This window comes from Klebsiella sp. 10982 (assembly GCF_048589245.1).
In the GTDB taxonomy this organism is placed as follows: domain Bacteria; phylum Pseudomonadota; class Gammaproteobacteria; order Enterobacterales; family Enterobacteriaceae; genus Klebsiella; species Klebsiella quasivariicola.
In genome coordinates this window covers 45,215-70,489 of sequence record NZ_JBMAXV010000027.1, presented here as the reverse complement: position 1 = coordinate 70,489, position 25,275 = coordinate 45,215, and the positions used below count along the sequence as shown (strand labels likewise).

Sequence of the window (25,275 nt, the reverse complement as noted above, 5' to 3'; positions counted from 1 at the left end):
ATGCGTTCAACATTCCGGCAGGATCGCCATCCTGGACATGTGTCCAATTTTCAATATTGATTGAGGTACACGCTATGTCACGGCAATGGATGACGCTGATGGCGATTTTGCTGGTTTATATTCCGGTGGCGATTGACGCCACGGTGTTGCATGTGGCCGCGCCGACCCTCAGCGTGGCGCTGGGTAGCAGTGGCAATGAGCTGCTGTGGATCATTGATATCTACTCATTAGTGATGGCCGGCATGGTGCTGCCGATGGGCGCCCTCGGCGATAAGATCGGTTTTAAGCGCCTGCTACTGCTCGGCAGCGCCATTTTTGGCGTCGCGTCGCTGTGCGCTGCGCTGTCGCCGACGGCTCTGACGCTGATTGCTTCCCGTGCCCTGCTGGCGGTGGGGGCGGCGATGATCGTCCCGGCGACGCTGGCCGGGATCCGCAGCACTTTTGCCGAGGCCAGCCAGCGCAACATGGCGCTGGGGCTGTGGGCGGCGGTCGGCTCCGGCGGCGCGGCCTTTGGCCCGCTGGTGGGCGGGCTCCTGCTGGAGCATTTCTACTGGGGGTCGGTGTTCCTGATCAACGTACCGATCGTGCTGGTGGTCATTGCCATTAACGCGAAAGTGGTCCCGCGCCAGCCCGCGCGCCGCGAGCAGCCCCTGAACCTGCTGCAGGCGCTCGTTTTGATTGCCGCGATCCTGATGCTGGTGTTTAGCGCGAAATCGGCGCTGAAGGGCCAGCTGGCGCTGTGGCTCACCGCGCTGGTGGCGATCGGCGGGGCGGCGATGCTGAGCTGGTTTATCCGCAAGCAGCTGTCGGCGGCCCGTCCCATGGTGGATATGCGACTGTTTACCCATCGTATTATTTTAAGCGGGGTGATGATGGCGATGACGGCCCTGATTACCCTGGTGGGCTTTGAGCTACTGATGGCTCAGGAGCTGCAGTTCGTGCATCAGAAAACGCCGTTTGAGGCGGGGATGTTTATGCTGCCGGTGATGGTGGCCAGCGGCTTCAGCGGACCGATTGCCGGACTGCTGGTCTCCCGGCTCGGGCTGCGCGAGGTGGCGACCGGCGGGATGTTGCTCAGCGCCTTCAGCTTTCTCGGCCTGGCGCTGACCGATTTCAGCACCCAGCAGTGGCTGGCCTGGGGGCTGATGACGCTGCTGGGCTTTAGCGTGGCCAGCGCGCTGCTGGCTTCCAGCGCCGCCATCATGGCGGCAGCGCCGAAGGAGAAAGCGGCCGCCGCCGGGGCGATTGAAACCATGGCCTATGAGCTGGGCGCCGGTCTTGGCATTGCGCTGTTCGGCCTGATCCTGACCCGTAGCTACAGCGCTTCTATTGTGCTGCCGTCTGGCCTGAGTGACGCCATGGCGCAGCAGGCGGCGTCATCGATTGGCGAGGCGGTGAGTCTGACCCAGGCGCTGCCCGCCGGGGTGGCGCAGGCGCTGATGGCAGCGGCAAAGACAGCATTTATTCAGGCTCACAGTCTGGTGCTGGCGACGGCGGGTGTATTGCTTCTGCTGCTGGCCGCCGGGATCTGGCGCAGCCTTGCCACTGTGGCGAAACCGCGGGCGGCGCTATAGCTGCAGCGACAGGTCCATCGCCGCGCGGCGCAGCGGGGCGAGGGCCTTCTCTTTTAACGCCGCGGCGCTGACCGTCGCGGCGGGCACCCCCACATTCAGCGCGGCCACCACCTGGCCATGACGTGACAGCACCGGTACCGCCAGCGAGCACAAGCCCACCTCGATCTGCCGATCGGCGAGGGCATAGCCCTGCATCCGCACCCGGGCGATCTCAGCGCGTAATCCGGCCAAATCGCACAGGGTATGCGGTGTGTAGCGGATAAGCGCCGCACGTGACAACGTCACTTCGAGCTGTTCCTCCGGCAGCGCGCTCAGTAACACCCGCCCCATTGACGTGGCCCACGCCGGCAGGCGACTGCCGCGCCCCAGATCGATGCTCAGTAAATTATTGACCGCCGCGCGGGCGATATAGAGCACGTTATCCCCGTCGAGCGTGGCTGCCGAACAGGATTCGCCGAGCGCTTTCCCCAGACCATCCAGCGCCGTCTGCGCCACTTTCGCCAGCGGCGTGCCGGCCAGATAAGCGTGGCCGACCGCCAGCACCCGGGGCAGCAGCTCATAGTGGCGGCCATCGGGGCTGTGCACCATCCCCAGCGCGGCAAGGGTATACAAACAGCGGCGTACCGCCGCGCGGGAGATTTGCGTTTTCTGGCTGAGCTGGGAAATGGTTAGCCGCTGGCGTTGGGGGGGAAAGGCGTTCAGGACCGCCAGCCCGCGGGCCAGAGACAGCATAAAGTTGGGGTCGTGCTCGGCCTGCCTGGCGCTTAGCGTAGTGGGGATATTGTCGCTCATTGCATCCTTCTCCGTTGCAACGTAAGGCTCACGGGAGATCACTATACCGTGCGTGAAATGGGGCGCGCTGAATTGTGCCGGTTTTACCACCACGATCACATTATTAACTGCCTTTTAACAAACGTGCCGATAATCGCACAACATTTCGATTATCGCCGTTGACCATCCGCCAGGCTGAACCCTATTGTCAATGGCACAGACCTCCCCGTTATGGATGTGGGTACAAAAAGTTATATATCTCATCAGGAACAGAAAATGACTGCCACCGTAGAACAAATCGAGAGCTGGATTGTGGATGTCCCGACCATCCGGCCGCATAAATTGTCGATGACCACCATGGGCTGCCAGTCGCTGGTGATCGTGCGCCTTACCCGCTCCGATGGCATCTGCGGCATCGGCGAGGCCACCACCATCGGTGGGCTGAGCTATGGCGTTGAGAGTCCGGAGGCCATTTCGTCGGCGATCGCCCATTATCTGACGCCGCTGTTGAAAGGGCAGCCAGCCGATAACCTGAATGCGCTAACCGCCCGCATGAACAGCGCCATTAAAGGCAACACCTTTGCGAAGTCCGCCATCGAAACCGCGCTGCTCGACGCCCAGGGCAAAGCCTTAGGTCTGCCGGTGTCGGCGCTGCTCGGCGGCGCGCTGCACACGACGCTACCGGTACTGTGGACCTTAGCCAGCGGCGATACCGCGAAAGATATCGCCGAAGGGGAAAAACTGTTGGCCGAAGGCCGCCACCGGGCGTTCAAACTGAAGATCGGCGCGCGTGAACTCGCCACCGACCTGCGTCATACCCGCGCCATCGTGGAAGCGTTAGGCGACCGCGCCAGCATTCGCGTCGACGTCAACCAGGCCTGGGACGCCGCCACCGGCGCGAAAGGCTGTCGCGAGCTGGCGGCGATGGGCGTCGATCTCATCGAACAGCCGGTCAGCGCCCACGATAACGCCGCCCTGGTGCGCTTAAGCCAGCAAATCGAAACCGCGATCCTCGCGGATGAAGCGGTCGCGACTGCCTACGATGGTTATCAACTGGCGCAACAGGGCTTTACCGGCGCTTACGCGCTGAAAATCGCCAAGGCGGGCGGGCCGAACAGCGTGCTGGCGCTGGCCCGCGTCGCCCAGGCGGCGGGGATTGGCCTGTACGGCGGCACCATGCTGGAAGGGACCGTGGGGACCGTTGCTTCTCTGCACGCGTGGTCGACATTGCCGCTGCAGTGGGGTACCGAGATGTTCGGCCCGCTGTTGCTGAAGGACGATATCGTCAGCGTGCCGCTGACCTTTGCCGACGGTCAGGTGCTGTTACCGCAAACGCCGGGTCTTGGCGTCGAGCTGGATGAAGACAAACTGCGTTTTTATACCCGCCAGCCATAGCGGGGACAGGAGAAAAAAATGTTATTTAAAGTGGATATGACCGTCAATATTCCGCCTGGCTTTCCCGCCGCCGAGGCGGAGGAAATTAAACAACGCGAAAAAGCCTATTCGCAACAATTACAGCGGGAAGGCAAATGGCGACATATCTGGCGCGTCGCCGGCCTTTACGCCAATGTCAGTATTTTCGATGTTAAAGATGCCGAAGAGTTGCATCAAATATTAATGGGATTACCGCTCTATCCCTTTATGGCGATAAAAGTGGAAGCTCTGTGTCGTCATCCGTCATCAATTCGCGATGACGATCGCTAATAATAACAATATCTGACCTCACGCCGGTATTCCCGGCGTATACCCTGAAAAATATAAGAGAGAACCAGTATGAGTAATGTATTCGTACAACAGCCTGCTATTCAGAAATTATTACGCGACAGTGCCGGATTAGATGTTGCCGGCGGCGATGAACGTTTTAAGGCGATTGTTCATCGTCTGCTGGAAAATATCTGCACCCTCATCGACGACTATAACGTCACGGAAGAAGAGTTCTGGCACGCGGTAAACTATCTGCACGAGCTGGGGGGGCGTCAGGAGGCGGCGCTGCTGGCGGCGGGCCTGGGCCTGGAACATTTCCTCGACCTGCGCCAGGACGCCATCGACGCGGCGGCGCATCGGGAAACCGGCACTCCGCGCACCATTGAAGGGCCGCTGTACGTGGCCAATGCGCCGCTGGCCGACGGCCACGCCCGCATGGATGACGGTGCCGGCGCCGGGGAAGTGATGTGGTTGCACGGTCAGGTTAAAGATAACCAGGGCCAGCCGATAGCCAATGCCATTGTTGATATCTGGCACGCCAACACCCTCGGCAATTACTCGTTCTTCGATCAAAGCCAGAGCGAGTACAACCTGCGCCGGCGGATCCGCACCGGCGCCGATGGCCGCTACAGTGTGCGCAGCATCATGCCCTCCGGCTACGGCTGTCCGCCGGATGGCCCAACCCAGAAGCTACTGGACCAGTTAGGCCGCCACGGCAACCGTCCGGCGCACATTCACTTCTTCGTCTCCGCCCCGGGGCATAAGCATCTGACCAGCCAGATTAACCTCAATGGCGATAAATACCTGTGGGACGATTTTGCCTTTGCCACCCGCGACGGCCTGATTGCTGACCCGGTAAAAGTGACCGACCGCGAGATCATCGCGCAGCGCCATCTTGAGGGAGAGCACACCGAGGTCTGTTTTGATTTCACTCTGTGTAAAGCGCTGAGCGCCGACGAAGAGCAGCGCGGCACCCGCCTGCGCGCTAAAGAGTAAGCGGCATTATCGGTCCGGGCACGCGACTGCCCGGGCCCGACATCGCACTCGAAAACGAAAAATTCACCCTGTTTCTTTCATCCTGAATTCTGCAGGAGGGACTGACTCATGCAAAAAACGCTCTCGACGCTCAAAGACAAAATCAATAATGCCTTAATTGTCGACCGGGAAAATCATATTTACCGCTGCCATCGCTCTATATTTACCGACCCGCAGCTGTTTGAATTTGAAATGAAGCATATTTTCGAAGGTAACTGGGTATTTCTTGCCCATGAAAGCCAAATTCCCGAGCCGGGTGATTATTATACCCTGACGCTGGGCCGTCAGCCGGTCATTATTACCCGCGATAAAAAGAATGAGCTGCATGCGTTAATTAACAGCTGTGCTCACCGCGGTGCCATGTTATGTCGCCGCAAAACCGGCAATAAAAATTCGTTCACCTGTCCGTTCCACGGCTGGACCTTTAGCAATAATGGCAAATTATTAAAAGCCAAAGACGAGAGCACTGGCGGTTATCCGCCGAGCTTTAAACAGGACGGTTCCCACGACCTGCAAAAGCTGCCGCGTTTTCAGTCCTATCGTGGTTTCTTATTTGGCAGCCTCAATGCCGACGTGCAGCCGCTGGAGGCCTATCTCGGAGAAACCAGCAAAATCATCGATCTGATCGTCGACCAGGCGCCGGAGGGGCTGGAAGTCCTCAAGGGCTCGTCGAGCTATGTGTATGAGGGCAACTGGAAACTGGGCGCGGAAAACGGTGCCGATGGCTATCACGTCAGCGTGGTGCACTGGAACTACGCCTCGACCATGTCACGCCGCAACTATGAAGCGGAAGGGACGCACGCGGTGGATGCCAACGGCTGGTCTAAAAGCCTCGGCGGGGGCTACGGATTCGATAACGGCCATATGCTGCTGTGGACCCGGGCGCTCAACCCGGAAGTGCGCCCGATCTATGCCCACCGCGAGCGCCTGCAGGCGGAATTCGGCGAACTACGCGCCGACCAGATGGTCAACGAAACCCGCAACCTGTGTCTGTACCCCAATGTCTACCTGATGGATCAGTTCTCGACCCAAATCCGCGTGAACCGTCCCATTGCGGTGGATAAAACCGAAGTCACCATCTGGTGCTTCGGGCCGAAAGGGGAATCCGACCAGGCGCGGGCCCTGCGTATCCGCCAGTACGAGGATTTCTTTAACGTCAGCGGCATGGGGACGCCGGACGACCTCGAAGAGTTCAGCGCCTGCCAGCGCGGCTATCTCGGCCAAAATCTTCCGTGGAGCGATCTCAGCCGCGGCGCGCTGCACTGGGTCGACGGCGCGGATGAGCATGCGCAACATGCCGGCTTTTCGCCGCGGTTAAGCGGGGTGAAATCGGAGGACGAAGCGCTGTACATCGCCCATCACCACCACTGGCAGACGCTGATGCTGGCGGCCATTGAACAGGAACAGCAGCGTTATGAACAGTCGATTACTCAGCGCGTGGAGGTGGCCTGATGCTTAACCTCGAACAGGTTCGCCAGTTTCTCTACTACGAAGCCCGTCTGCTGGACGATCGTCAGTGGGACGAATGGCTCAGTTGCTACAGCCCGCAGGTAGTCTACTGGATGCCGGCGTGGGGCGACGACGACCAGCTGACCCGCGACCCGCAAAAAGAGATTTCGCTTATCTACTATCCCAACCGCGAAGGGCTGGAGGATCGCGTCTACCGCATTAAAACCGAGCGCTCCGGGGCCAGCACGCCGGAGCCGCGGACCACCCACATTATCAGCAACGTTGAGCTACTGGGGGAAAATGACGAGGGGCTGGAGGTGCGTTACAGCTGGGTCACCTGGAGCTATCGCTATCAGCACACGGATGCTTATTTCGGCTCAACCTGCTGCACACTGACCGAGCAGGACGGCAGACCGCAGATCGTGCGCAAAACCGTGCGCCTGAACAACGACTATATCCGTCAGGTGATTGACGTTTACCACATTTAAGAGGCGCTTATGACCTTTTCTATTGCTCTTAATTTTGAGGACGGCGTAACCCGCTTTATTCAGTGCAACGCCGGAGAGAAAGTCCTGGATGCGGCCTATCGTCAGAAGGTGAATCTGCCGATGGACTGCTCGGACGGCGTGTGCGGCACCTGCAAATGCCACTGCGCCAGCGGGGAATATACCCTCGGCGAGGAGTATCTCGACGAGGCGTTAAACGACGAGGAAGCGCAGGCCCGCCAGGTGCTGACCTGTCAGATGGTGCCCACCAGCGACTGCGTGATTGATGTGCCGGTGGCCGCTGCCCAGTGCAAAACCGCCCTGGCGACGCTCGGGGCGCAGGTGCAGCAGGTCAATTTGCTGTCGGACTCCGCCATCGAGCTGGTGGTTGCTCTCGATGAGCCGCTGGCCTTCCTGCCGGGACAGTACGTCAATATCCAGGTGCCGGGTACGCCCCACGTCCGCGCCTATTCCTTTAGCTCGCTTGCCGGCGCGCGGGAGGGACGTTTTCTGATCCGCAATGTGCCCGGGGGGATGATGAGCCAGTGGCTGACGCAGCGGGCGCAGCCCGGCGATCGCCTGACCCTCAGCGGACCCATGGGCAGCTTCTATCTGCGCCACGGCGATCGTCCGCTGCTGATGCTGGCCGGCGGCACCGGGCTGGCGCCGCTGCTCTCCATGCTCCACACCCTGCAGACACAAGGTAGCCAGCGTCCGGTAACGCTACTGTACGGGGTAACCCGCGATGGCGATCTGGTGAAAACCGACGCGCTGGACACCTTTACTCAACAGCTGACGAGGTATCGCTGGCTGCCGGTGGTGGCGGATGAAAACAGCCCCTGTCCGCAGCGCGGCTTCGTTACCGACCATCTCGACGACGCGATGCTGAATAACGGCGACGTCGACATCTATCTTTGCGGCCCGCCGCCGATGGTCAATGCGGTCGCCACGGCGCTGCGCGACCGCGGGATCACCCCGGCGGGATTCTGGTATGAGAAATTTATCGCCAGCCAGAGCGCGGCGGCATAAGGAGGCAGTATGCGTTTTAGCGATAAAGTGGTCGCCATCACCGGCGCGGCCCAGGGCATTGGCCGCCAGACGGCGGAGCAGGCGGCCGCAGAAGGCGCGGCCCTGCTACTCATCGATCGCTCGTCCTATGTCCATGAGCTGGCGGCGACGCTGGCGCAATCCGGCTGTCCGGTGCTGGCGCTGGAGGCGGATCTGGAAGCGTGGGAAAGTACCGAGCAGGCGTTTGCCGCGGGCGTCGCGCATTTTGGCCGCCTCGACGTGCTGATCAACAACGTTGGGGGCACCATCTGGGCGCGGCCCTTTGCCGAATACCAACCGGAGCAGATTGAGAAAGAGATCCGCCGCTCGCTGTTCCCCACGCTGTGGGGCTGCCGCGCGGCGCTGCCGTGGATGCTGAAGCAGGGCAAAGGCAGCATTGTCAATATCTCGTCGGTGGCGACGGCAGGGGTGAACCGGGTGCCTTACTCGGCGGCGAAAGGCGGCGTTAACGCGCTGACCCGGTCGATTGCCATGGAGTACAGCGGCAGCGGTATTCGGATTAACGCCGTGGCGCCGGGCGGGACCGAGGCGCCGCCGCGCCTGACGCCGCGTAACGAAGAGCAGCCGAGCGAGCAGGAGAAGGCGTGGTATCAACAGGTGGTCGATCAGACGGTGGCGAGCAGCCTGCAGCACCGCTACGGCACGCTGGCGGAACAGGCGAACGCGATCCTGTTTCTCGCCAGCGATGAGGCCAGCTATATCACCGGCGTCACGCTGCCGGTGGCCGGGGGCGATCTCGGCTAACGCCGGGTAGCATACCAGCAGAGCAGGGAGCCGAGACACACCATCCCGGCGCCCTGCCAGAATGACCACGACAGGGCCGCACTCAGCAGGATCGCCGCCAGCGCAGAGGAGAGTACCGGCGTAAAGTACGACGCCGCCGCCAGCAGGCTGACGTTGCCGTGCAGGATCCCCACGTTCCACGCCGCGTAGGCCAGGCCAAGGGCCACCGAAACGGTCAGCAGCTTGATGCTTACCGGCCAGCTAAAGATCATGGGTGGCTGCGGTGTGGCGAGAAACTTCAGCCACAGCGTCAGGGCGGTTAACAGGACGAACAGCGTAATGGCGTTTTTACCGCGGGCATATTTGGCCGTCACCGTGCAGTAGGCAGCCCAGATAAACGCCCCGACAAAGGCCAGCAGATAGCTGAGCGGGCTGGAGATGACGTTGCTGATAATCTCGTCCAACTGCAGGCCGTGCTCACCGCCCAACACCCAGCCCACGCCGAGCAGGGCGAGAAGCAGGCCGGGGATCACCAGCCAGCTGCTTTTCTGGCCGTTAAACAGGATGGCGAACAAAATCGTCAGGCTGGGCCACAGGTAATTGACCATCCCCACCTCAATGGCCTGCTGGCGGCTGGCGGCATAGCCCAGCGACAGCGCGAGGCAGATTTCATAGCTGACGAACAGCACGCTGCCGGCCAGCAGATAGCGCCGCGGGATCTGGCGCAGATTGGGAAAACCGACGGTAAAAATCAGCAGCAGGCCGCTGAGGCTATAAATCATCGCCGCGCCGCCAACCGGTCCCAGTCCTTCGCTGACGCCGCGGATCAACCCGACCATCGTGCTCCATAAGATAATGGCGGCGAAGCCGATCGTCGTGGCTCTCTTTTTCTCCATGCTTTTCCTGATGGTTACGCAAATGCAGCCGGCATATATATCATTTTTTTATCGGCGAGGGGTGAAATTTTCCGCCGTCGCTAACCCTTAGGGATTAACGAAAATGACCCTGGCTGGCGATTAAGGGGGCGTTGGTTTTCCTCCTTGATTTGACGCAAATTTTCCCGGCATTTTGCTGTTAGTTTCCTCCGCGCGATGAATCAACATCCTGCATGGAGGAATGCAATGGACGTCAGCCGCAGAAAATTCTTTAAGATCTGCGCAGGCGGTATGGCCGGAACCACAGCCGCCGCTCTGGGTTTTGCCCCCAAAATGGCGCTGGCTCAGGCACGCAACTATAAACTGCTGCGAGCGAAAGAGATCCGCAACACCTGCACCTACTGCTCCGTGGGCTGCGGGCTATTAATGTATAGCCTCGGCGACGGCGCGAAAAACGCCAAAGAAGCGATTTACCATATCGAAGGGGACCCGGACCATCCGGTGAGCCGGGGCGCACTGTGCCCGAAAGGCGCCGGCCTGCTGGACTATGTCCACAGCGAAAACCGTCTGCGTTATCCGCAATACCGCGCGCCGGGCTCGGATAAATGGCAGCGCATCTCCTGGGATGAAGCCTTTAGCCGTATCGCCCGACTGATGAAAGCCGACCGTGACGCTAACTTTATTGAAAAGAACGAGCAGGGCGTCACGGTTAACCGCTGGCTTTCCACCGGGATGCTGTGCGCCTCGGCGGCAAGCAATGAGACCGGCATGCTGACGCAAAAATTCGTGCGCTCGCTGGGTATGCTGGCGGTAGACAACCAGGCGCGCGTCTGACACGGACCAACGGTAGCAAGTCTTGCTCCAACATTTGGTCGCGGTGCGATGACCAACCACTGGGTTGATATCAAAAACGCCAACGTCGTGGTGGTGATGGGCGGTAACGCCGCCGAAGCCCATCCGGTGGGTTTCCGCTGGGCGATGGAAGCGAAAAATAATAACGATGCTACGCTTATCGTCGTTGACCCGCGCTTTACGCGCACGGCCTCGGTGGCCGATATCTATGCGCCGATTCGTTCCGGTACCGACATTACCTTCCTGTCGGGCGTGCTGCTGTACCTGATCGAAAATAATAAGATCAATGCCGAGTACGTGAAGCATTACACCAATGCCAGCCTGCTGGTGCGGGATGATTTTGCCTTCGAAGAGGGCCTGTTCAGCGGCTACGATGCGCAAAAACGCCAGTACGATAAATCGTCCTGGAACTATCAGTTCGATGAAAACGGCTACGCCAAACGCGATGTAACGCTCAGCCATCCGCGCTGCGTGTGGAATCTGCTCAGGCAGCATGTTTCCCGCTACACGCCGGAAGTGGTCGAAAACATCTGCGGTACGCCGAAAGCGGACTTCCTTAAAGTGTGTGAGGTGCTGGCGTCAACCAGCGCTGCAGACCGCACCACCACCTTCCTGTATGCCCTGGGCTGGACGCAGCACACCGTCGGCGCGCAGAACATCCGCACCATGGCGATGATTCAGCTGCTGCTCGGCAACATGGGCATGGCCGGCGGCGGCGTCAATGCCCTGCGCGGCCACTCCAACATTCAGGGGCTGACCGATTTGGGCCTGCTGTCGACCAGCCTGCCGGGCTATTTGACGCTGCCATCGGACAAACAGGCCGACCTGCAAAGCTACCTCAGCGCCAACACGCCGAAGGCGACGCTGCCCGGGCAGGTGAACTACTGGAGCAATTACCCGAAATTTTTCGTCAGCCTGATGAAGTCGTTCTACGGTGAGGCGGCGCAGAAAGAGAACGACTGGGGCTTCAACTGGCTGCCGAAATGGGATCAGGCCTACGACGTTATCAAGTATTTCAATATGATGGATAACGGCAACGTCACCGGCTACATCTGCCAGGGCTTCAACCCGGTGGCGTCCTTCCCGGACAAAAACAAAGTGGTGCGTAGCCTCAGTAAGCTGAAATATATGGTGGTTATCGATCCTCTGGTGACCGAGACCTCCACCTTCTGGCAGAACCACGGCGAGTCTAATGATGTCGACCCGGCTGCGATTCAGACCGAAGTCTTCCGTCTGCCGTCGACCTGCTTTGCCGAAGAAGATGGCTCGATCGCCAACTCCGGCCGCTGGCTGCAGTGGCACTGGAAAGGCCAGGATGCGCCGGGAGAAGCGCGCAACGATGGCGAAATCCTGGCCGGGATCTATCACCGTTTGCGCGAGCTGTACCGTCGCGAAGGTGGCAAGGGCGCGGAACCGTTGCTGAAAATGAGCTGGAGTTATAAGCAGCCGGACCATCCTGAATCGGAAGAGGTTGCAAAAGAGAACAACGGCTACGCGCTGGCGGATCTCTACGATGACAATGGGGGGCTGCTGGCGAAAAAAGGGCAACTGCTCAATAGCTTCGCGCTGCTGCGCGATGACGGCAGCACCGCGTCATCGTGCTGGATCTACACCGGCAGCTGGACCGAGCAGGGTAACCAGATGGCGAATCGCGATAACGCCGATCCTTCGGGCCTGGGCAATACGCTCGGCTGGGCCTGGGCGTGGCCGCTCAATCGCCGGGTGTTGTATAACCGCGCCTCGGCCGATATCAACGGCAAGCCGTGGGATGCGAAGCGGATGCTGATCCAGTGGAACGGCAGTAAGTGGGTCGGGAATGATATTCCGGACTTCAATACCGCGCCGCCGGGAAGCAACACCGGGCCGTTTATCATGCAGCAGGAGGGCCTGGGGCGCCTGTTTGCGCTCGATAAACTGGCGGAGGGGCCATTCCCGGAACACTATGAGCCGATGGAAACGCCGCTTGGCACCAACCCGCTGCACCCGAAGGTGGTCTCCAGCCCGGTGGTGCGGTTGTATGAAGAGGACGCCATTCGCTTAGGTAAGAAGGATACGTTCCCGTATGTCGGGACCACCTATCGTCTGACCGAGCATTTCCATACCTGGACCAAGCATGCGCTGCTCAATTCCATCGCGCAGCCGGAACAGTTTGTCGAAATCAGCGAAGGGCTGGCGAAAAGCAAAGGTATCGCTAACGGCGACTGGGTGAAAGTCAGCAGCAAACGCGGCTTTATTCGCGCGGTTGCCGTGGTGACCCGCCGACTGCGCACGCTGAACGTCAACGGCCAGCCGGTGGAGACCGTCGGGATCCCGCTGCACTGGGGGTTTGAAGGTGTGGCCCGCAAAGGCTATATCGCCAACACCCTGACGCCTAACGTCGGCGATTCCAACTCGCAAACGCCGGAGTATAAGGCGTTTTTGGTCAACATCGAGAAAGCGTAAGGAGCGATTCAATGGCGATGGAAACACAAGACATTATTAAACGCTCCGCGACCAACCCGATCACCCCCGCGCCGCGCGCGCGGGACTATAAGGCGGAAGTCGCCAAGCTTATCGATGTCTCCTCCTGCGTGGGCTGTAAAGCCTGCCAGGTGGCCTGTTCCGAGTGGAATGATATCCGCGATGAAGTGGGGCACTGCGTCGGCGTGTACGACAACCCGGCGGATCTCAGCGCCAAATCCTGGACGGTAATGCGCTTTAGCGAGACCGAACAGAACGGCAAGCTGGAGTGGCTTATCCGCAAGGATGGCTGTATGCACTGCGAAGATCCGGGCTGCCTGAAGGCCTGTCCGTCCGCCGGGGCGATTATTCAGTACGCCAACGGCATCGTCGATTTCCAGCAGGAAAACTGCATCGGCTGCGGCTACTGCATTGCCGGGTGTCCGTTTAACGTCCCGCGTCTTAATAAAGAGGATAACCGGGTCTATAAATGCACCTTGTGCGTGGACAGGGTCAGCGTTGGTCAGGAACCGGCCTGCGTGAAAACCTGTCCTACCGGCGCTATCCACTTTGGCACGAAAAAAGAGATGCTGGAGGTAGCGCAGGAGCGGGTGGATAAGCTTAAAAAACGCGGTTATGCCAACGCCGGGATTTACAACCCGCCGGGCGTCGGCGGCACCCACGTGATGTACGTCCTGCATCATGCCGACCAGCCGGAGCTGTATCACAAGCTGCCGAAGGAACCGCAGATCGATACCAGTATCAGTCTGTGGAAGGGGGCGCTTAAACCGCTGGCGGCCGCGGGCTTTATCGCCACCTTTGCCGGACTGATTTACCACTACATCGGTATCGGTCCGAACAAGGAAGTTGACGATGACGAGGAGGAGCATGATGAGTAAATCGAAGATGATTGTGCGCACAACGTTTATCGACCGCGCCTGTCACTGGACGGTGGTTATCTGTTTCTTCCTCGTGGCGCTGTCGGGAATATCGTTCTTCTTCCCGACGCTGCAGTGGCTAACGGAAACCTTCGGCACGCCGCAGATGGGGCGTATCCTGCACCCGTTTTTCGGGGTGCTGATTTTTGTCGCGCTGATGTTTATGTTTGTGCGTTTTGTGCACCACAATATTCCGGATAAGCAGGATATTCCCTGGCTGAAGGGCATTGTGGAGGTGCTGAAAGGCGACGAACATAAGGTTGCGCGGGTCGGTAAATATAACGCCGGGCAGAAGATGATGTTCTGGACCATCATGAGCATGATTTTCGTGCTGCTGGTGACCGGAGTGATTATCTGGCGGCCGTATTTTGCGCCGTATTTTCCGATTCAGGTCATTCGTTATAGCCTGCTGATCCATGCCACCTCGGCGATTATCCTGATCCACGCCATCCTTATTCATATGTATATGGCATTCTGGGTCAAAGGGTCGATTAAGGGGATGATTGAGGGTAAGGTCAGCCGCCGCTGGGCGAAGAAACACCACCCGCGCTGGTATCGCGATGTCGAACGCCTGGAAGCGATGAAAGAGAGTCGCGAAGGGATGAAGTAAGCCTTCACGGCGCGAAACCCGCTCCGGAGATGTCGGAGCGGGTTACCGACAGTCAGGAGTTCGTGATAAGTGTATCGATTGAATCGATAACGCCCTGGCGCGCATGATTCAGATTGCAGACGAAATCCTGTGCTGGATCCGTTTATTATTTAAGTTACTAATCATTGGCGTACAAAGTAAAAAGCTGTCAAATTCTATATTTATCCTTGGTACGACATGCTGATGCCAGCGTGGTAACTGTTGTGGTCGCATTAAAGGAATAATGACTCTCGTGGCCAGGTCTGCATAATAATCATTCTGCACGATCATATAATACGGCAGGGTTTTATTTGTCTGAGCAGAACAATTCCGATAAACATTGAATTGTTCAAGCATCATAGTACCCTGAAAAATTCATCATCAGTAAGAGTGCCTCCTTTTGCAATAAATTCATTCATTGCGGCAATGAATTCCTTGTGCTGTCGCTGTTTATCTGCTTCTCGTAAATCCTTACCTGGCTGTGCTGACGCCTTCTGGACGGGTACGTCAGTGGGTCTTTTACGTAGCGTATTACTTTTCATCATAGGCTCCTTGCGGTTGGTTCTGTGATTATTCACTTTACTCACTAAAAAATAAATCCCAGCAGGAACTTTAATATTTATTTTGCGAAGCAGCTTCCAGAGGAAAGTAACAGCCTGAAATAGTCATGGTTATTGTAATAAACCTGGCGCTGGTATTAACCAGCGCTGCAGGAAATAATCAAAACTTCTCTGGAATAAAGCGGAAGGGGAAATTGGTCTGTTTCATTTTGCCAATTTTGCGCTTCGGCAGCGTCACATGCTCCACCGGTAACGCTTCATACGGGATCTGCGACAGCAGATGGGTAATGATATTCAGACGCACGCGCTTTTTATCCTCTGAGCGGGCGACGAACCACGGCGCCCAGGCGGTGTCGGTGGCGGCGAACATGGCGTCGCGGGCGGCGGTATATTCATCCCAGCGGTTGAAAGATTTGATGTCCATCGGCGAGAGCTTCCAGATTTTACGCCCGTCGTCGATGCGATCCCGCAGGCGGCGCTCCTGCTCCTGCGGCGAGACCTCCAGCCAGTACTTGAGCAGAATAATGCCCGATTCGACCATACCTCGCTCCACCATCGGCGCGCCGTCGAGAAACTTCTGTACCTCTTCCGGCGTACAAAAGCCCATCACCCGCTCAACGCCGGCGCGGTTGTACCAGCTGCGATCGAAAATCACGATCTCGCCGGCCGCCGGGAGATGCTTGATATAGCGCTGAAAATAGAGCTGGCTTTTTTCGCGCTCGGTGGGCGAGGGTAAGGCCACGACCCGGAAGATACGCGGGCTGACGCGCTCGGTGATCGCCTTAATGGTGCCGCCTTTCCCGGCGCCGTCCCGGCCTTCAAAGACAATGCATACTTTCAGTCCCTTATGCACCACCCAGCGCTGCAGTTTCACCAGCTCAACGTGGAGTTTGCGCAGCGCTTTCTCATACGCTTTGTTGTCGAGCGGCGCGATTTTTGCCGCCGTGTCGACCGGATTACCGCTTTTCTTGTTGCCCATCGCCATGCTCCGTGTTGCCGGGGTATCCCTTTGAAGTGTAATCCTCCTCCGGCGAGGCGATGGAAAATTATTCGCCGGGTTTTGCCGCCTGGATGACTTCCAGACCCACCCGCTGCCCCCACGACAGCTCCAGGGTGTTGCCGTCCGGGTCGGCAAAGAAGGCGAAATAACCCACCGGATCGCCCAGCTGCTCCGGTTCCCGGCGTAAAACACCTTCCCGCCGCGCGAGGGCTACTTTCTCATCGATCTCGGCCTGGGTAGCGCAGGCGACGCCGAGATGGCCGAACGGTCCCAGCGGCGTATCGGCCGGATCGTCACTTTGCACCAGCACCAGGGCGAAAGGCCGGGTGCGGTCGCTGAGCCATGCCACTTTCCGCGCCGAGGGGAGATCGGGTTCGCGTTGGTGAATAACGGTCATCGCCGTATAGCGGGTATAAAAATCGATGCTGCTGGCCAGACAGCGGACGGTAAAGGCAACATGGGTAAAGCCGACATCAACAGTTTGCATGGATAAATCTCCCGAGGTGAACGATGTTTTGACTTTACAACCTCAAGTTAACTTGAGATCAATTAGGCGTTTATCCCTTTGAGCCCACTGATTTTGATAGGGGATTGTCACTGCGAAACCACGCTGCCGTTATGCCACGCTGCTGGGGGGCATGAACGAATCAGGCCGTTGTATGGAGGAAACTGCCGTCGGGCGTTTTTAGCTGGTGTGTCGGGGCGGGATGGTCAATAATGCCGGCCGTCTCTCAATACCCCTAACAGATGTATGAAAAAAACGATTTTTTCATTGGCGCTGGGCACCTTCGGACTCGGCATGGCGGAATTCGGCATTATGGGCGTGCTGCCGGAGCTGGCGCACGATGTCGGGATATCTATCCCCGCCGCCGGCAATATGATTGCCTGGTATGCTTTCGGCGTGGTGATTGGCGCGCCGATCATGGCGCTGCTGTCCAGCCGGTTTTCCCTGAAATCGGTGATGCTGTTTCTTGCCGCGCTGTGCCTTCTCGGTAACACCCTGTTTACCGTCTCCAGCAGCTACCCCATGCTGGCGCTTGGCCGGCTGGTTTCCGGTTTCCCTCATGGGGCGTTCTTTGGCGTGGGGGCGATTATCCTGTCGAAAATCGCGCCGCCGGGGAAAGTGACCGCCGCGGTGGCGGGGATGATTGGCGGCATGACGCTGGCTAACCTGGTGGGCGTCCCGGGTGGCACCTGGCTCGGGCATCACTTTAGCTGGCGCTATACCTTTGCGCTTATCGCGGTGTTTAACGTGGCGGTATTCCTGGCGATCTTCTGCTGGGTGCCCACGCTTTATGACCGGGCCTCCACCCGGTTGCGCGAGCAGTTTCGTTTTCTGGCGTCGCCGGCGCCGTGGCTGATTTTCGCCGCCACCATGTTCGGTAACGCCGGCGTGTTTGCCTGGTTCAGCTATATCAAACCCTTTATGATCCATGTCTCGGGCTTTGCCGAAAGCCGGATGATGCTGATTATGATGCTGGCGGGGCTGGGAATGGTGGTCGGCAATTTGCTCAGCGGCAAAATTTCCGGGTGCTACAGCCCGCTGCGTATCGCGGCGATAACCGACGGGGCGATTGCGGTGACGCTGCTGCTGATCTTTGCCTTCGGTGAGCACAAAGTCGCTTCGCTGGCGCTGGCGTTTCTCTGCTGTGCCGGGCTGTTTGCCCTGTCGGCGCCGCTGCAGATCCTGTTGCTGCAGAACGCCAAAGGCGGCGAGATGCTGGGGGCGGCAGGGGGACAGATCGCCTTTAACCTCGGCAGCGCCATCGGCGCCTTCTGCGGCGGGATGATGATCGCCCAGGGCTTCGGCTGGAACAGCGTGGCGCTCCCCGCCGCCGCGCTGTCGTTTCTGGCGATGAGCGCCTTGCTCATCTATGGCTGTCACCAGCGGCGGCAGGTCGTCTGACGCCGCTTACTCGCGCCAGGGCTCCCCAAGCGTCAGCATCAGGCGGTTGGCCCAGGCGAAAAAGGCCGCCGACTGTAGCAGATCCAGCTGGGCCAGGGTCTCTAAACCCTGCGCATCAAGCGCCGCCAGATGGCCGGCGTTTAACGCGGGTGGCGTCACCGACAGCGCGGCGGCGGCGTCGATCTCCGCCTGCCAGCGCGGCGACTGCCCGTCGCGCAGATTCTCTCCCGGCGTGACCGCCAGCAGCGTGTCCACGGCGGTCTCGTCCTTCGCCAGCTGCGCCGCTTTGCGGGCATGCACCGAGGCGCAATAGATACAACCGTTGATTTTACTGGTCACCGTGGCGGCCAGCTCGCGCTCGGCGCGCGGCAATCCTCCCGGGGTATAGAAAATGCCTTTATCGGTCAGGGTCCGCTGCTCCAGCACCGGCTGATTGCGCGCCAGCAGGCGAAAGTAGGGGGAGTCGCTATGGCCATATTTGGCCAGAGTCGCCTGCTCTTCAGCGCTGAATTCCGCCAGCGGTTTATCGGCCAGCCAGGGTTCCCAGTGCAGCTCGTCGCGGGTGAAGCGAACCGGGGCCGCTTTGCCGCTCTGGGTATGCGGTGTGGTGTGCCAGTACCCGGCGACCACCGGCGAATCGGCGCTGACGATCGGTTTATGGTTGAGCGCCCGCAGGCCCAGCAGCAGTCGGCTCTGGAAGCTGACAAAGGCCACCAGCTGCGCCAGGGTGACGATGCCGCGCAGGCTCCAGCCCGCGCTGGTCAAGGTGTGCAGCGCGCCGGGAGTCGCTTCGACAGGAGTGAAGGTCAACAGGCGGGCGAACGCCAGCGCCGGGACCAGACGATCGGTGGTCGGGTCGGCCAGGCCAAAGCCGGCATAGTGCGCCGCCAGCGCGTCTGCCTGGTGTAATTTCGCTACCTTCGCGGCCACCGCGAAGCGTTCATCAAGAGGAAAGTCAGCGTCCTGCTGGCTGAACAGCACTTCATAACTTCCCTGGGCGTGACGGGTAGCGGCGTCGCGTACGGCGCGCGCCTGGTCGAGCGGGGAACCGGCGGCGATCTCCGCCAGTTCGGCCAGAATATCCTGACTCAGCGTCATGGTGACTCCTTATCTGATGTGGGGGGCAATATGCTGAGCGATCAGCTCAATGGAACGCAGCGTATCCCGGTGCGAAGGCTCGACAGAGTGCACCTGAAACGAAATATCGGTGGCGCGGGCCAGCACGCTGTCCTTAGCGAGGGAGGCAATAACATGCTCTGGGTCGCCAACGTGGGCATCCAGTTGTTGCAGATAGTCGGTGACACTGTCACCTTCGATCGTATGACCCGCCGCCCGGTGCTGTGTCGCCTGCTTGCGCAGACCGGGCTCGGCCACCTGCAGGGCGTGGGCGTGACTGTCGGCGACGAAGGCGGTGCGGGAGGCGAGGATCCGCGGCGCAACGCCGACCGGCAGCGCCGCCAGGTAGGCGTCGATGATCGGGTTCTGAATGGCGTCCAGCGGCAGCCGTGGTTCTCCGGACGGCCGTGGCTGAGTGCGCGACAGCATCAGCCCGTGACCCGCCTGACCGGCGCGGATGGCGCCCTCCACCGAGAAGGTGGCGATCCAGATCCGCTCCGCCAGCTGCGGCGCGGGCGGATAGAGATGGTTGTCCGGGTGGCTCAGCGTGTCGCCGCGCCAGGCGCTGTGGATCAGGTGAAGATGGTCGGCAAATACCGCCCCGCGCTGCTCGCTGGTCAGGCCGAAGGGCAGAAACGAGGTTGGCGTGCCGCCGGAGCCAAACCCCACCTCCAGACGCCCGTCGGTGAGTAAATCCAGTACCGCCGCGTCTTCGGCGACGCGCAGCGGATTTTCCATTGGCAGAGTGATAATCGCCGTGCCGAGACGGATCCGGTCGGTCTGCGCCGCGACGTGGGCGAGAAACACCAGCGGCGAAGGCAGGCCGCCTTCCTGTTCATGAAAATGGTGCTGGGCAATCCAGGCGCTGTCGAAGCCCAAGCGCTCCGCGTGGCGGATCTGTTCGGCCGCCAGCCGGTAGCGCGTTTGCGCGGAGCCCTGATCGAGCAGACGGGTAAAAAAGCCGAGGCGTTTAGGCATTATGCATTCTCCGTGTGGGCCTGTACTAAGCGGGGGGAAACCTGGGGGATGGCGGCGATCAGCTCGCGGGTGTAGGCCTGCTGCGGGGTGGCGAACAGGCGGTCAACGTCGCCATGCTCCACCACCTGGCCGGCACGCAGCACCGTGACGCTGTCGGCGATGCGCCGGACCGTCGCCAGATCGTGGGTAATAAACAGGTAGCTCAGACCCAGCTGCTGCTGTAACTGTTGCAGCAGGGCGAGGATCTGTGCCTGAACGGTGACGTCGAGCGCCGAGGTCGCTTCGTCAAGCACCAGAATGGCCGGCTCGAGGATCAGCGCCCGGGCAATCGCCACCCGCTGCCGCTGGCCGCCGGAGAGCTCCCGCGGCGTACGCGACAGCAGCTCCGGAGCCAGCGCCACCCGCGCGGCGACGTTCTCCACGCGCAGGCGACGCGCCGGGGCGCTGAGGCGTTCGAAGTTTTTTAACGGCTCTTCGATAATCGCAAACAGCGTCTGACGCGGGTCGAGTGAGGCGAAGGGGTTCTGGTAGACAAACTGGATTTTGCGTCGCAGCTGCCGCTGCGCCTCGCGGCTGAGATGCCCGGCGTCGATACCGTCGATGGTCACCTGTCCGGCATCGGCGTGCTCAAAACCCAGCAGGATCCGCGCCAGGGTGGTTTTCCCGGAGCCGGATTCCCCCACCAGCGCGTGCGTGCTGCCGCGTTTGACCTCAAAGCTGACGCTGTCGAGCGCCTGCAGCGCCTGTTTGCCCAGCGAGAAGCGTTTGCTGATCCCCGCCACGCGAATGGCCGGTGTGGCCAGCGGCCGGTGACGCGCCGCTGTCAGTCTCAGCGGCGCATCCTGCAGATCGTGGAGCAGCTGGCGGGTATAAGGGTGCTGCGGACGCTGGACAATCACCTCGGTGGCACCCTGTTCCTGAATCTCTCCCTGACGAAATACCATGATCCGATCGGCGCGTTCGGCGGCCAGCGCCAGATCGTGGGTGACAAACAGCACGGCGGTCCCCGATTCGTGACGCAGGATATCAAGCAGATCGAGAATGCGCTTCTGCACCGTGACGTCGAGAGCGCTGGTGGGCTCGTCGGCAATAATGAGATCCGGCTGCAGGGCAATGGCGATGGCGATCAGCACTCGCTGTTTCATCCCGCCAGACAGCTGATGTGGGTACTGGTCAAGACGCTGTTCCGGGTGGCTGAGACCGACTTTAGTGAGCAGGTTATGGACCTGCTGTCGGCGTTCAGCGGCGGAGAGGGACTGATGCAGGCGCAGGATCTCTTCCACCTGCTGACCAATGGTTTTTACCGGGTTGAGCGAATTGCCGGGGTCCTGCGGCACCAGGCTGATGCTCACTCCGCGCAGGCGGTTCAGGCGTTTTGCCGACCAGTCGCTAATCACTTCGCCATTGAGGACAATCCGCCCGGCGTCGCGGCGGGCGTTATCCGCCAGCAGGCCGATTATGGCCTGCGCGGTGGTGGTTTTCCCCGAGCCGGACTCTCCGACGAAGGCCAGCATTTCGCCTCGCTGGATGGAAAAACTGACGTTGTGCACCACTTCGCGCCATTCGCCCCGTGAGCGGTAGCTGATGCGCAGATCTTCAACGGACAGAACGGTCATGGGCGTACTCCACTCCACTGGCGGCTAAGACGATTGGCGGCAAGGACCACGGCGACCACGGCGAGGCCGGGGAAGGTGGTTAGCCACCAGGCGGTTGACAGGTAATTGCGGCCTTCGGCGATCAGTAATCCCCACTCCGGCACCGGCGGCGGGGTGCCGTAGCCGAGGAAGCTGAGGGTGGCCAGGGCCAGCATCGCCTGACCGAACTGCAGCGTCGCGAAAGCAAGCACCGCGGTGAGCGAGTTGGGCAGAATATGGCGCCAGAAGACGGCGAGAAAGGTGCCCCCGCTGCCCCGGGCTGCTTCGACGTAATCGCTGTGGCGCACGCGCACCACCTCCGCCCGCGCCAGGCGCGCGAAGCTGGCGATAGCCGCCACGCCGACCGCCACCGCCGCATTCACCGTACCGAAACCGAGCAGAATAATCACCGTCAGCTGCAGCAGCAGGGAGGGGATGGCCAGCAGGACATCGACCAGGCGCATGATGGTGGATTCCACGCGACCGGCCAGCGCCCCGGCGAGGGTGCCAAGGGCGGTGCCGAACGCCAGGCCGATGGCGACGGCGATCAGCGCCGCCGAGAGAGAATGTACCGCGCCGTACACCACCCGCGTCCACAGATCGCGCCCCAGCTGGTCGGTACCCAGCCAGTAGTGCGCCTGCGGCGCCAGGCGCTGAGCGCCGGGGATCCCTTCCAGCGGGTTCGCGGCGGTAAACCACTGCGGGGCGAGGGCCATTAACAGCGCAGTGATCATCACCGCCCACGCCAGCCACAGGCCAGGCTGCAGGCGCACCCTGCGCCATTCCGGGCGGCGGCGAACCGCGATGGCATAATCGACCAGGCTCATTTCGCACCTCCGGTCTGTAAATGGAGCCGGGGATCCAGTCGCGGCATGACCAGGTCGACCAGCAGGTTGATCAGGACGAAACCGAGGGCGGAGATCATCACCACCGCCTGCAGCACGGCGATATCCTGGTTATTCACCGCCTGCTGGGTCAGCTGGCCGAGGCCGCTGCGGCCGAAGACGGTCTCGGTGATCAGCGCCCCGGCAATAAGCTCCCCGAGCAGCAGCCCGGCAATATTCAGCGCTGGCAGCAGGGCGTTACCCATGACATGGTGCCAGAGGACGCCAGTCTCGCTCATGCCCTTGGCGCGGGCGACCGCGACGAAGGGCTGAACCGCCACCTGATCCATGCTGCGCATCAGGATCTGCGCCAGCGGCGCGGAAATGGGCAGCGCGACGGCGATAACCGGTAAAATCAGTCCCTCCAGCGGACCAGGGTTAATTACCGGGATCCAGCGCAGCTGAAAGGAAAACAGCTGGATCAGGGCGATACCCAGCCAGAAGGTAGGCAGAGAGATAAACAGCACCGGTAGCGACTGCAGAAAATTGCTCAGCCAGCGCAGCCCCGGCAGCCGCGAGGCGAAAGCGAGGGCGAACGCCAGCGCCACCGCCAGCAGAAAGGCCGGCAGGGCGAGGCTTAAGGTATCCGGCAGGTTGCTGGCAATCAGACTACTGACCGCCAGACCCGCCTGCAGGGAATAGCCAAAGTCGCCGTGCAGCATCGCCAGCAACGTATGCAGATACTGGCGCCACAGCGGGCTGTCGGCGCCGTAGGCTAGCCGCATCTCGGCGATTTGCGCCGGGCTGAGGCCGAGGTCCGGGTTCTGAAACTTGATCAGCACCGCATCCCCCGGCAGCACCTGCAGCAGGAAAAAGGTGAGGGTAAATGCCGCCCACAGGACCAGCAGCCCCTGGCCGAACCGTCGCAGAAGATAAGCGCTCATATCCGGCCTCTTAGTGCTTGTCCAGCCACGCGCCGTAGAACGACGGGCGACCGACGGCCTCGAAGCTGACGCCTTTGACCCATGGCGCGCCGGCGAACACCTGCGGCTCTTCGAAAATAGGGATCACATAGGCGTTGTCGATCAGATAGCGCTGGGCGTCCCCGGTTAACTGCAGGCGTTGCTGCGGCTCTACCGCCGCGGAGATGCCGGTCAGCAGGTCATTTAGCTTATCATCGCGAAAGTGCTGGACTTTATCGCTGGAGCCGCCTTTCTGCAGCAGCGCATCGCGGTTGTTGGGGAAGAACATACTTTTCACCACGTCCGGGTCGGCGCGGCCCACTTCCGAGACGGTGAGCGGGGTTTTCTGCGGGTCGAGGTTGTCCAGCGTATGGCTGCCGGCATCCCCGGCTTTGACGGTTAACGCCACACCCACCTGGCGCCACTGCTGGGCGATCAGCTGTAGCACTTCTTTATTCTGCGGCTGCGGCAGCGACTCATATACCGTTAGCGCCAGCCGCTGTCCGTCTTTGCTGCGAATACCGTCGGCGGCGGGCTTCCAGCCGGCCTCATCCAGCAACTGCCGGGCTTTGGCCTGGTCGAAGGTCAGCTTATCGCTCAGATTGACATAGCCGGCGGCAGAGCTGGCCAGCACGGAGGTGGCTTGCGGGTAGTTAGCGGAGAACAGCGTCTCCACCACCTGCCTGGCGTTGGTGGCATGGAGCAGGGCCTGACGCACCCGCAGGTCGGCGACCAGAGGGTTATCCGGGCGGAAGCTCAGGCTGTCGTTGACCCCGCGGGTAGGGGCCGCGTAGACCTTAAACCCCTGATCGGTCGCCTGCTTCTCATCGTAGGCCTGCACCTGGCGAATAAAGCCCGCCTGGCCCGCCAGCAGCGCGCCGATGCGCACGCTATCTTCCGGCGTCACAATATAGGTGATGCCGTCGAGGTTAGCCGGTCCCTGCTGGGCACTGTTTTTCGGCCCCCACTGATAATCCTTGCGCGCCACCAGCGTCAGCTCGCGGCCCGGCTTTTCATCCTGCACCACAAAGGGCCCGGAGCCGATAATATGCCGGGCATCGCCCAGCGCTTCAAAATTGCGCTGCAGGGTGCTGAGGGACACCAGACCGGAGCCGATGGTGGCGGTGCCCTGCAGGAAGCCCGGCGACGGTTTGTTGAAGTAAAATTTTACCGTCAACGGGTCGATCACTTCGCTGCGCTGGTAGTTATTGATCACCTCCGAGACGGGCAGGCGATGGGCTTTATCTCCCAGACCATAGGTGTCGAAGTTTTTAGCCACGGCGGCGGCGTCCAGCGGGGTGCCATCTGAGAAAGTGACCCCTTTGCGCAGGTGGAAGGTGTATTCGGTTTTATCGGCATTGCTGGTCCAGCTCTCGGCGATCCACGGCTCAATCTCCAGCGTTTTCGGGTTCTGCCAGGTAAGCTTATCGGTTATCTGATTGAGAATTCCGCCATTTGGATAAAAGCCGCCGGCGGGCGGATAGAGATTGGTGTGCGGTTGCTGCTCCAGATAAATCAAGGTGCCGCCTTTAACCGGCGTGTCGGCAGCCCAGACGGAAAAGGCGCCAGAGAGAAACAGCGCGGCCAGCGCGGGCAGGCGAAAATGACGATGCATGGTGAATTCCTTTGTTATCTATTGTGTTGCCATCATCGGGCGCGGCTAAAAACAAAGGAAGCAAGGAATTGCGCTAAGCATTTGCGGAAATTGCATTTACTTCCCGGGGCGGGAAGCGAGGGAAAAGCGCCTCTCCCGG

The 25,275-nt window shown here is 60.4% G+C and carries 23 protein-coding genes and 1 pseudogene; 12 read left to right on the top strand and 12 right to left on the bottom strand.

Features of this window, described 5'->3' with window-relative positions; genetic code table 11:
• Positions 1-74 precede the first annotated feature (74 nt).
• Positions 75-1,574 carry an efflux MFS transporter KmrA gene (gene kmrA, locus ACKLKD_RS18995; protein ID WP_025712696.1) on the top strand — a complete coding sequence of 500 codons (1,500 nt, stop codon included), beginning with the start codon at positions 75-77 and terminating at the stop codon, positions 1,572-1,574.
• Here kmrA and ACKLKD_RS18990 read toward each other — a convergent pair.
• Entirely contained in the window at positions 1,569-2,459 is an 891-nt protein-coding gene (locus ACKLKD_RS18990) for an IclR family transcriptional regulator domain-containing protein (protein WP_165931867.1), read from the bottom strand. The genes kmrA and ACKLKD_RS18990 overlap by 6 nt on opposite strands.
• A 117-nt stretch (positions 2,460-2,576) precedes the next feature.
• On the opposite strand from ACKLKD_RS18990, the gene ACKLKD_RS18985 reads away from it, so the two are divergent.
• The 7 genes from ACKLKD_RS18985 (at position 2,577) to ACKLKD_RS18955 (ending at position 8,830) form a co-directional block, all read left to right on the top strand.
• Complete coding sequence (locus tag ACKLKD_RS18985) at positions 2,577-3,740, top strand: muconate cycloisomerase family protein (protein WP_165931794.1); 1,164 nt, start codon at positions 2,577-2,579, stop codon at positions 3,738-3,740.
• Between the two features lie 18 nt (positions 3,741-3,758).
• A complete protein-coding gene (catC, locus tag ACKLKD_RS18980) occupies positions 3,759-4,049 on the top strand; it encodes a muconolactone Delta-isomerase (protein WP_009307770.1) in 291 nt (96 codons plus the stop codon).
• Between the two features lie 69 nt (positions 4,050-4,118).
• A complete protein-coding gene (gene catA / locus ACKLKD_RS18975) occupies positions 4,119-5,045 on the top strand; it encodes a catechol 1,2-dioxygenase (RefSeq protein WP_087805698.1) in 927 nt (308 codons plus the stop codon).
• A gap of 108 nt (positions 5,046-5,153) precedes the next feature.
• A complete protein-coding gene (locus ACKLKD_RS18970) occupies positions 5,154-6,536 on the top strand; it encodes a Rieske 2Fe-2S domain-containing protein (RefSeq protein WP_087805696.1) in 1,383 nt (460 codons plus the stop codon).
• Complete coding sequence (gene benB / locus ACKLKD_RS18965) at positions 6,536-7,021, top strand: benzoate 1,2-dioxygenase small subunit (RefSeq protein WP_009307773.1); 486 nt, start codon at positions 6,536-6,538, stop codon at positions 7,019-7,021. The genes ACKLKD_RS18970 and benB overlap by 1 nt, the downstream gene beginning before the upstream one ends.
• Positions 7,022-7,030: 9 nt before the next feature.
• The gene (benC, locus tag ACKLKD_RS18960; RefSeq protein WP_087805694.1) at positions 7,031-8,047 is read left to right on the top strand and encodes a benzoate 1,2-dioxygenase electron transfer component BenC; all 1,017 of its coding nucleotides are present in this window, start codon (positions 7,031-7,033) and stop codon (positions 8,045-8,047) included.
• Between the two features lie 9 nt (positions 8,048-8,056).
• Positions 8,057-8,830: a 1,6-dihydroxycyclohexa-2,4-diene-1-carboxylate dehydrogenase gene (locus ACKLKD_RS18955; protein WP_025711573.1), complete on the top strand. Its 774-nt coding sequence runs from the start codon at positions 8,057-8,059 to the stop codon at positions 8,828-8,830.
• On the opposite strand, the gene yddG is transcribed toward ACKLKD_RS18955, so the two are convergent.
• Entirely contained in the window at positions 8,827-9,705 is an 879-nt protein-coding gene (yddG, locus tag ACKLKD_RS18950) for an aromatic amino acid DMT transporter YddG (protein ID WP_009307776.1), read from the bottom strand. The genes ACKLKD_RS18955 and yddG overlap by 4 nt on opposite strands.
• A 225-nt stretch (positions 9,706-9,930) precedes the next feature.
• On the opposite strand from yddG, the gene fdnG reads away from it, so the two are divergent.
• The 3 genes from fdnG to fdnI are packed head-to-tail and all read left to right on the top strand — an operon-like array spanning position 9,931 to position 14,523.
• Positions 9,931-12,978 carry a formate dehydrogenase-N subunit alpha gene (fdnG, locus tag ACKLKD_RS18945; RefSeq protein ID WP_087805692.1) on the top strand — a complete coding sequence of 1,016 codons (3,048 nt, stop codon included), beginning with the start codon at positions 9,931-9,933 and terminating at the stop codon, positions 12,976-12,978.
• Positions 12,979-12,989: 11 nt separating this feature from the next.
• Positions 12,990-13,874, top strand: a complete 885-nt coding sequence (gene fdxH, locus ACKLKD_RS18940) for a formate dehydrogenase subunit beta (RefSeq protein ID WP_025711570.1) — start codon at positions 12,990-12,992, stop codon at positions 13,872-13,874.
• Positions 13,867-14,523, top strand: coding sequence for a formate dehydrogenase-N subunit gamma (gene fdnI, locus ACKLKD_RS18935; protein ID WP_087805690.1), 657 nt, complete (start codon positions 13,867-13,869; stop codon positions 14,521-14,523). The genes fdxH and fdnI overlap by 8 nt, the downstream gene beginning before the upstream one ends.
• A gap of 52 nt (positions 14,524-14,575) precedes the next feature.
• On the opposite strand, the pseudogene ACKLKD_RS18930 reads toward fdnI, so the two are convergent.
• The 4 genes and pseudogenes from ACKLKD_RS18930 to ACKLKD_RS18915 all read right to left on the bottom strand — a co-directional run bounded on the left by ACKLKD_RS18930 (position 14,576) and on the right by ACKLKD_RS18915 (position 16,588).
• A pseudogene (locus ACKLKD_RS18930) lies at positions 14,576-14,901 on the bottom strand (CcdB family protein).
• The gene (locus ACKLKD_RS18925; protein WP_025711567.1) at positions 14,898-15,083 is read right to left on the bottom strand and encodes a hypothetical protein; all 186 of its coding nucleotides are present in this window, start codon (positions 15,081-15,083) and stop codon (positions 14,898-14,900) included. The pseudogene ACKLKD_RS18930 and the gene ACKLKD_RS18925 overlap by 4 nt, the downstream one beginning before the upstream one ends.
• A gap of 178 nt (positions 15,084-15,261) precedes the next feature.
• Positions 15,262-16,080 carry a polyphosphate kinase 2 gene (gene ppk2, locus ACKLKD_RS18920; RefSeq protein WP_025711566.1) on the bottom strand — a complete coding sequence of 273 codons (819 nt, stop codon included), beginning with the start codon at positions 16,078-16,080 and terminating at the stop codon, positions 15,262-15,264.
• 67 nt (positions 16,081-16,147) lie between these two features.
• Positions 16,148-16,588 (bottom strand): VOC family protein, encoded by a 441-nt coding sequence (locus ACKLKD_RS18915; protein WP_087805688.1) that lies wholly within the window; start codon positions 16,586-16,588, stop codon positions 16,148-16,150.
• Positions 16,589-16,852: 264 nt separating this feature from the next.
• Between ACKLKD_RS18915 and araJ the strand changes: the two genes are divergently transcribed.
• Positions 16,853-18,007 carry an MFS transporter AraJ gene (gene araJ, locus ACKLKD_RS18910; RefSeq protein ID WP_087805686.1) on the top strand — a complete coding sequence of 385 codons (1,155 nt, stop codon included), beginning with the start codon at positions 16,853-16,855 and terminating at the stop codon, positions 18,005-18,007.
• Positions 18,008-18,013: 6 nt separating this feature from the next.
• Here the strand turns inward: araJ and ACKLKD_RS18905 are convergent, their stop codons facing one another.
• Genes ACKLKD_RS18905 through ACKLKD_RS18880 form a run of 6 tightly spaced genes read right to left on the bottom strand, consistent with a single transcriptional unit; the run spans position 18,014 to position 25,136 of the window.
• Positions 18,014-19,105 (bottom strand): alkylhydroperoxidase domain protein, encoded by a 1,092-nt coding sequence (locus ACKLKD_RS18905; RefSeq protein WP_025711563.1) that lies wholly within the window; start codon positions 19,103-19,105, stop codon positions 18,014-18,016.
• Positions 19,106-19,114: 9 nt separating this feature from the next.
• The gene (locus ACKLKD_RS18900; protein ID WP_165931795.1) at positions 19,115-20,101 is read right to left on the bottom strand and encodes a putative FMN-dependent luciferase-like monooxygenase; all 987 of its coding nucleotides are present in this window, start codon (positions 20,099-20,101) and stop codon (positions 19,115-19,117) included.
• Positions 20,101-21,717, bottom strand: coding sequence for a dipeptide ABC transporter ATP-binding protein (locus ACKLKD_RS18895; RefSeq protein ID WP_025711561.1), 1,617 nt, complete (start codon positions 21,715-21,717; stop codon positions 20,101-20,103). The genes ACKLKD_RS18900 and ACKLKD_RS18895 overlap by 1 nt, the downstream gene beginning before the upstream one ends.
• The gene (locus tag ACKLKD_RS18890) at positions 21,714-22,562 is read right to left on the bottom strand and encodes an ABC transporter permease (RefSeq protein ID WP_025711560.1); all 849 of its coding nucleotides are present in this window, start codon (positions 22,560-22,562) and stop codon (positions 21,714-21,716) included. Before ACKLKD_RS18890 ends, ACKLKD_RS18895 begins: the two co-directional genes overlap by 4 nt.
• The gene (locus tag ACKLKD_RS18885) at positions 22,559-23,503 is read right to left on the bottom strand and encodes an ABC transporter permease (protein ID WP_025711559.1); all 945 of its coding nucleotides are present in this window, start codon (positions 23,501-23,503) and stop codon (positions 22,559-22,561) included. Before ACKLKD_RS18885 ends, ACKLKD_RS18890 begins: the two co-directional genes overlap by 4 nt.
• Positions 23,504-23,513: 10 nt before the next feature.
• Positions 23,514-25,136: a TIGR04028 family ABC transporter substrate-binding protein gene (locus tag ACKLKD_RS18880; RefSeq protein WP_025711558.1), complete on the bottom strand. Its 1,623-nt coding sequence runs from the start codon at positions 25,134-25,136 to the stop codon at positions 23,514-23,516.
• Positions 25,137-25,275: the final 139 nt, after the last annotated feature.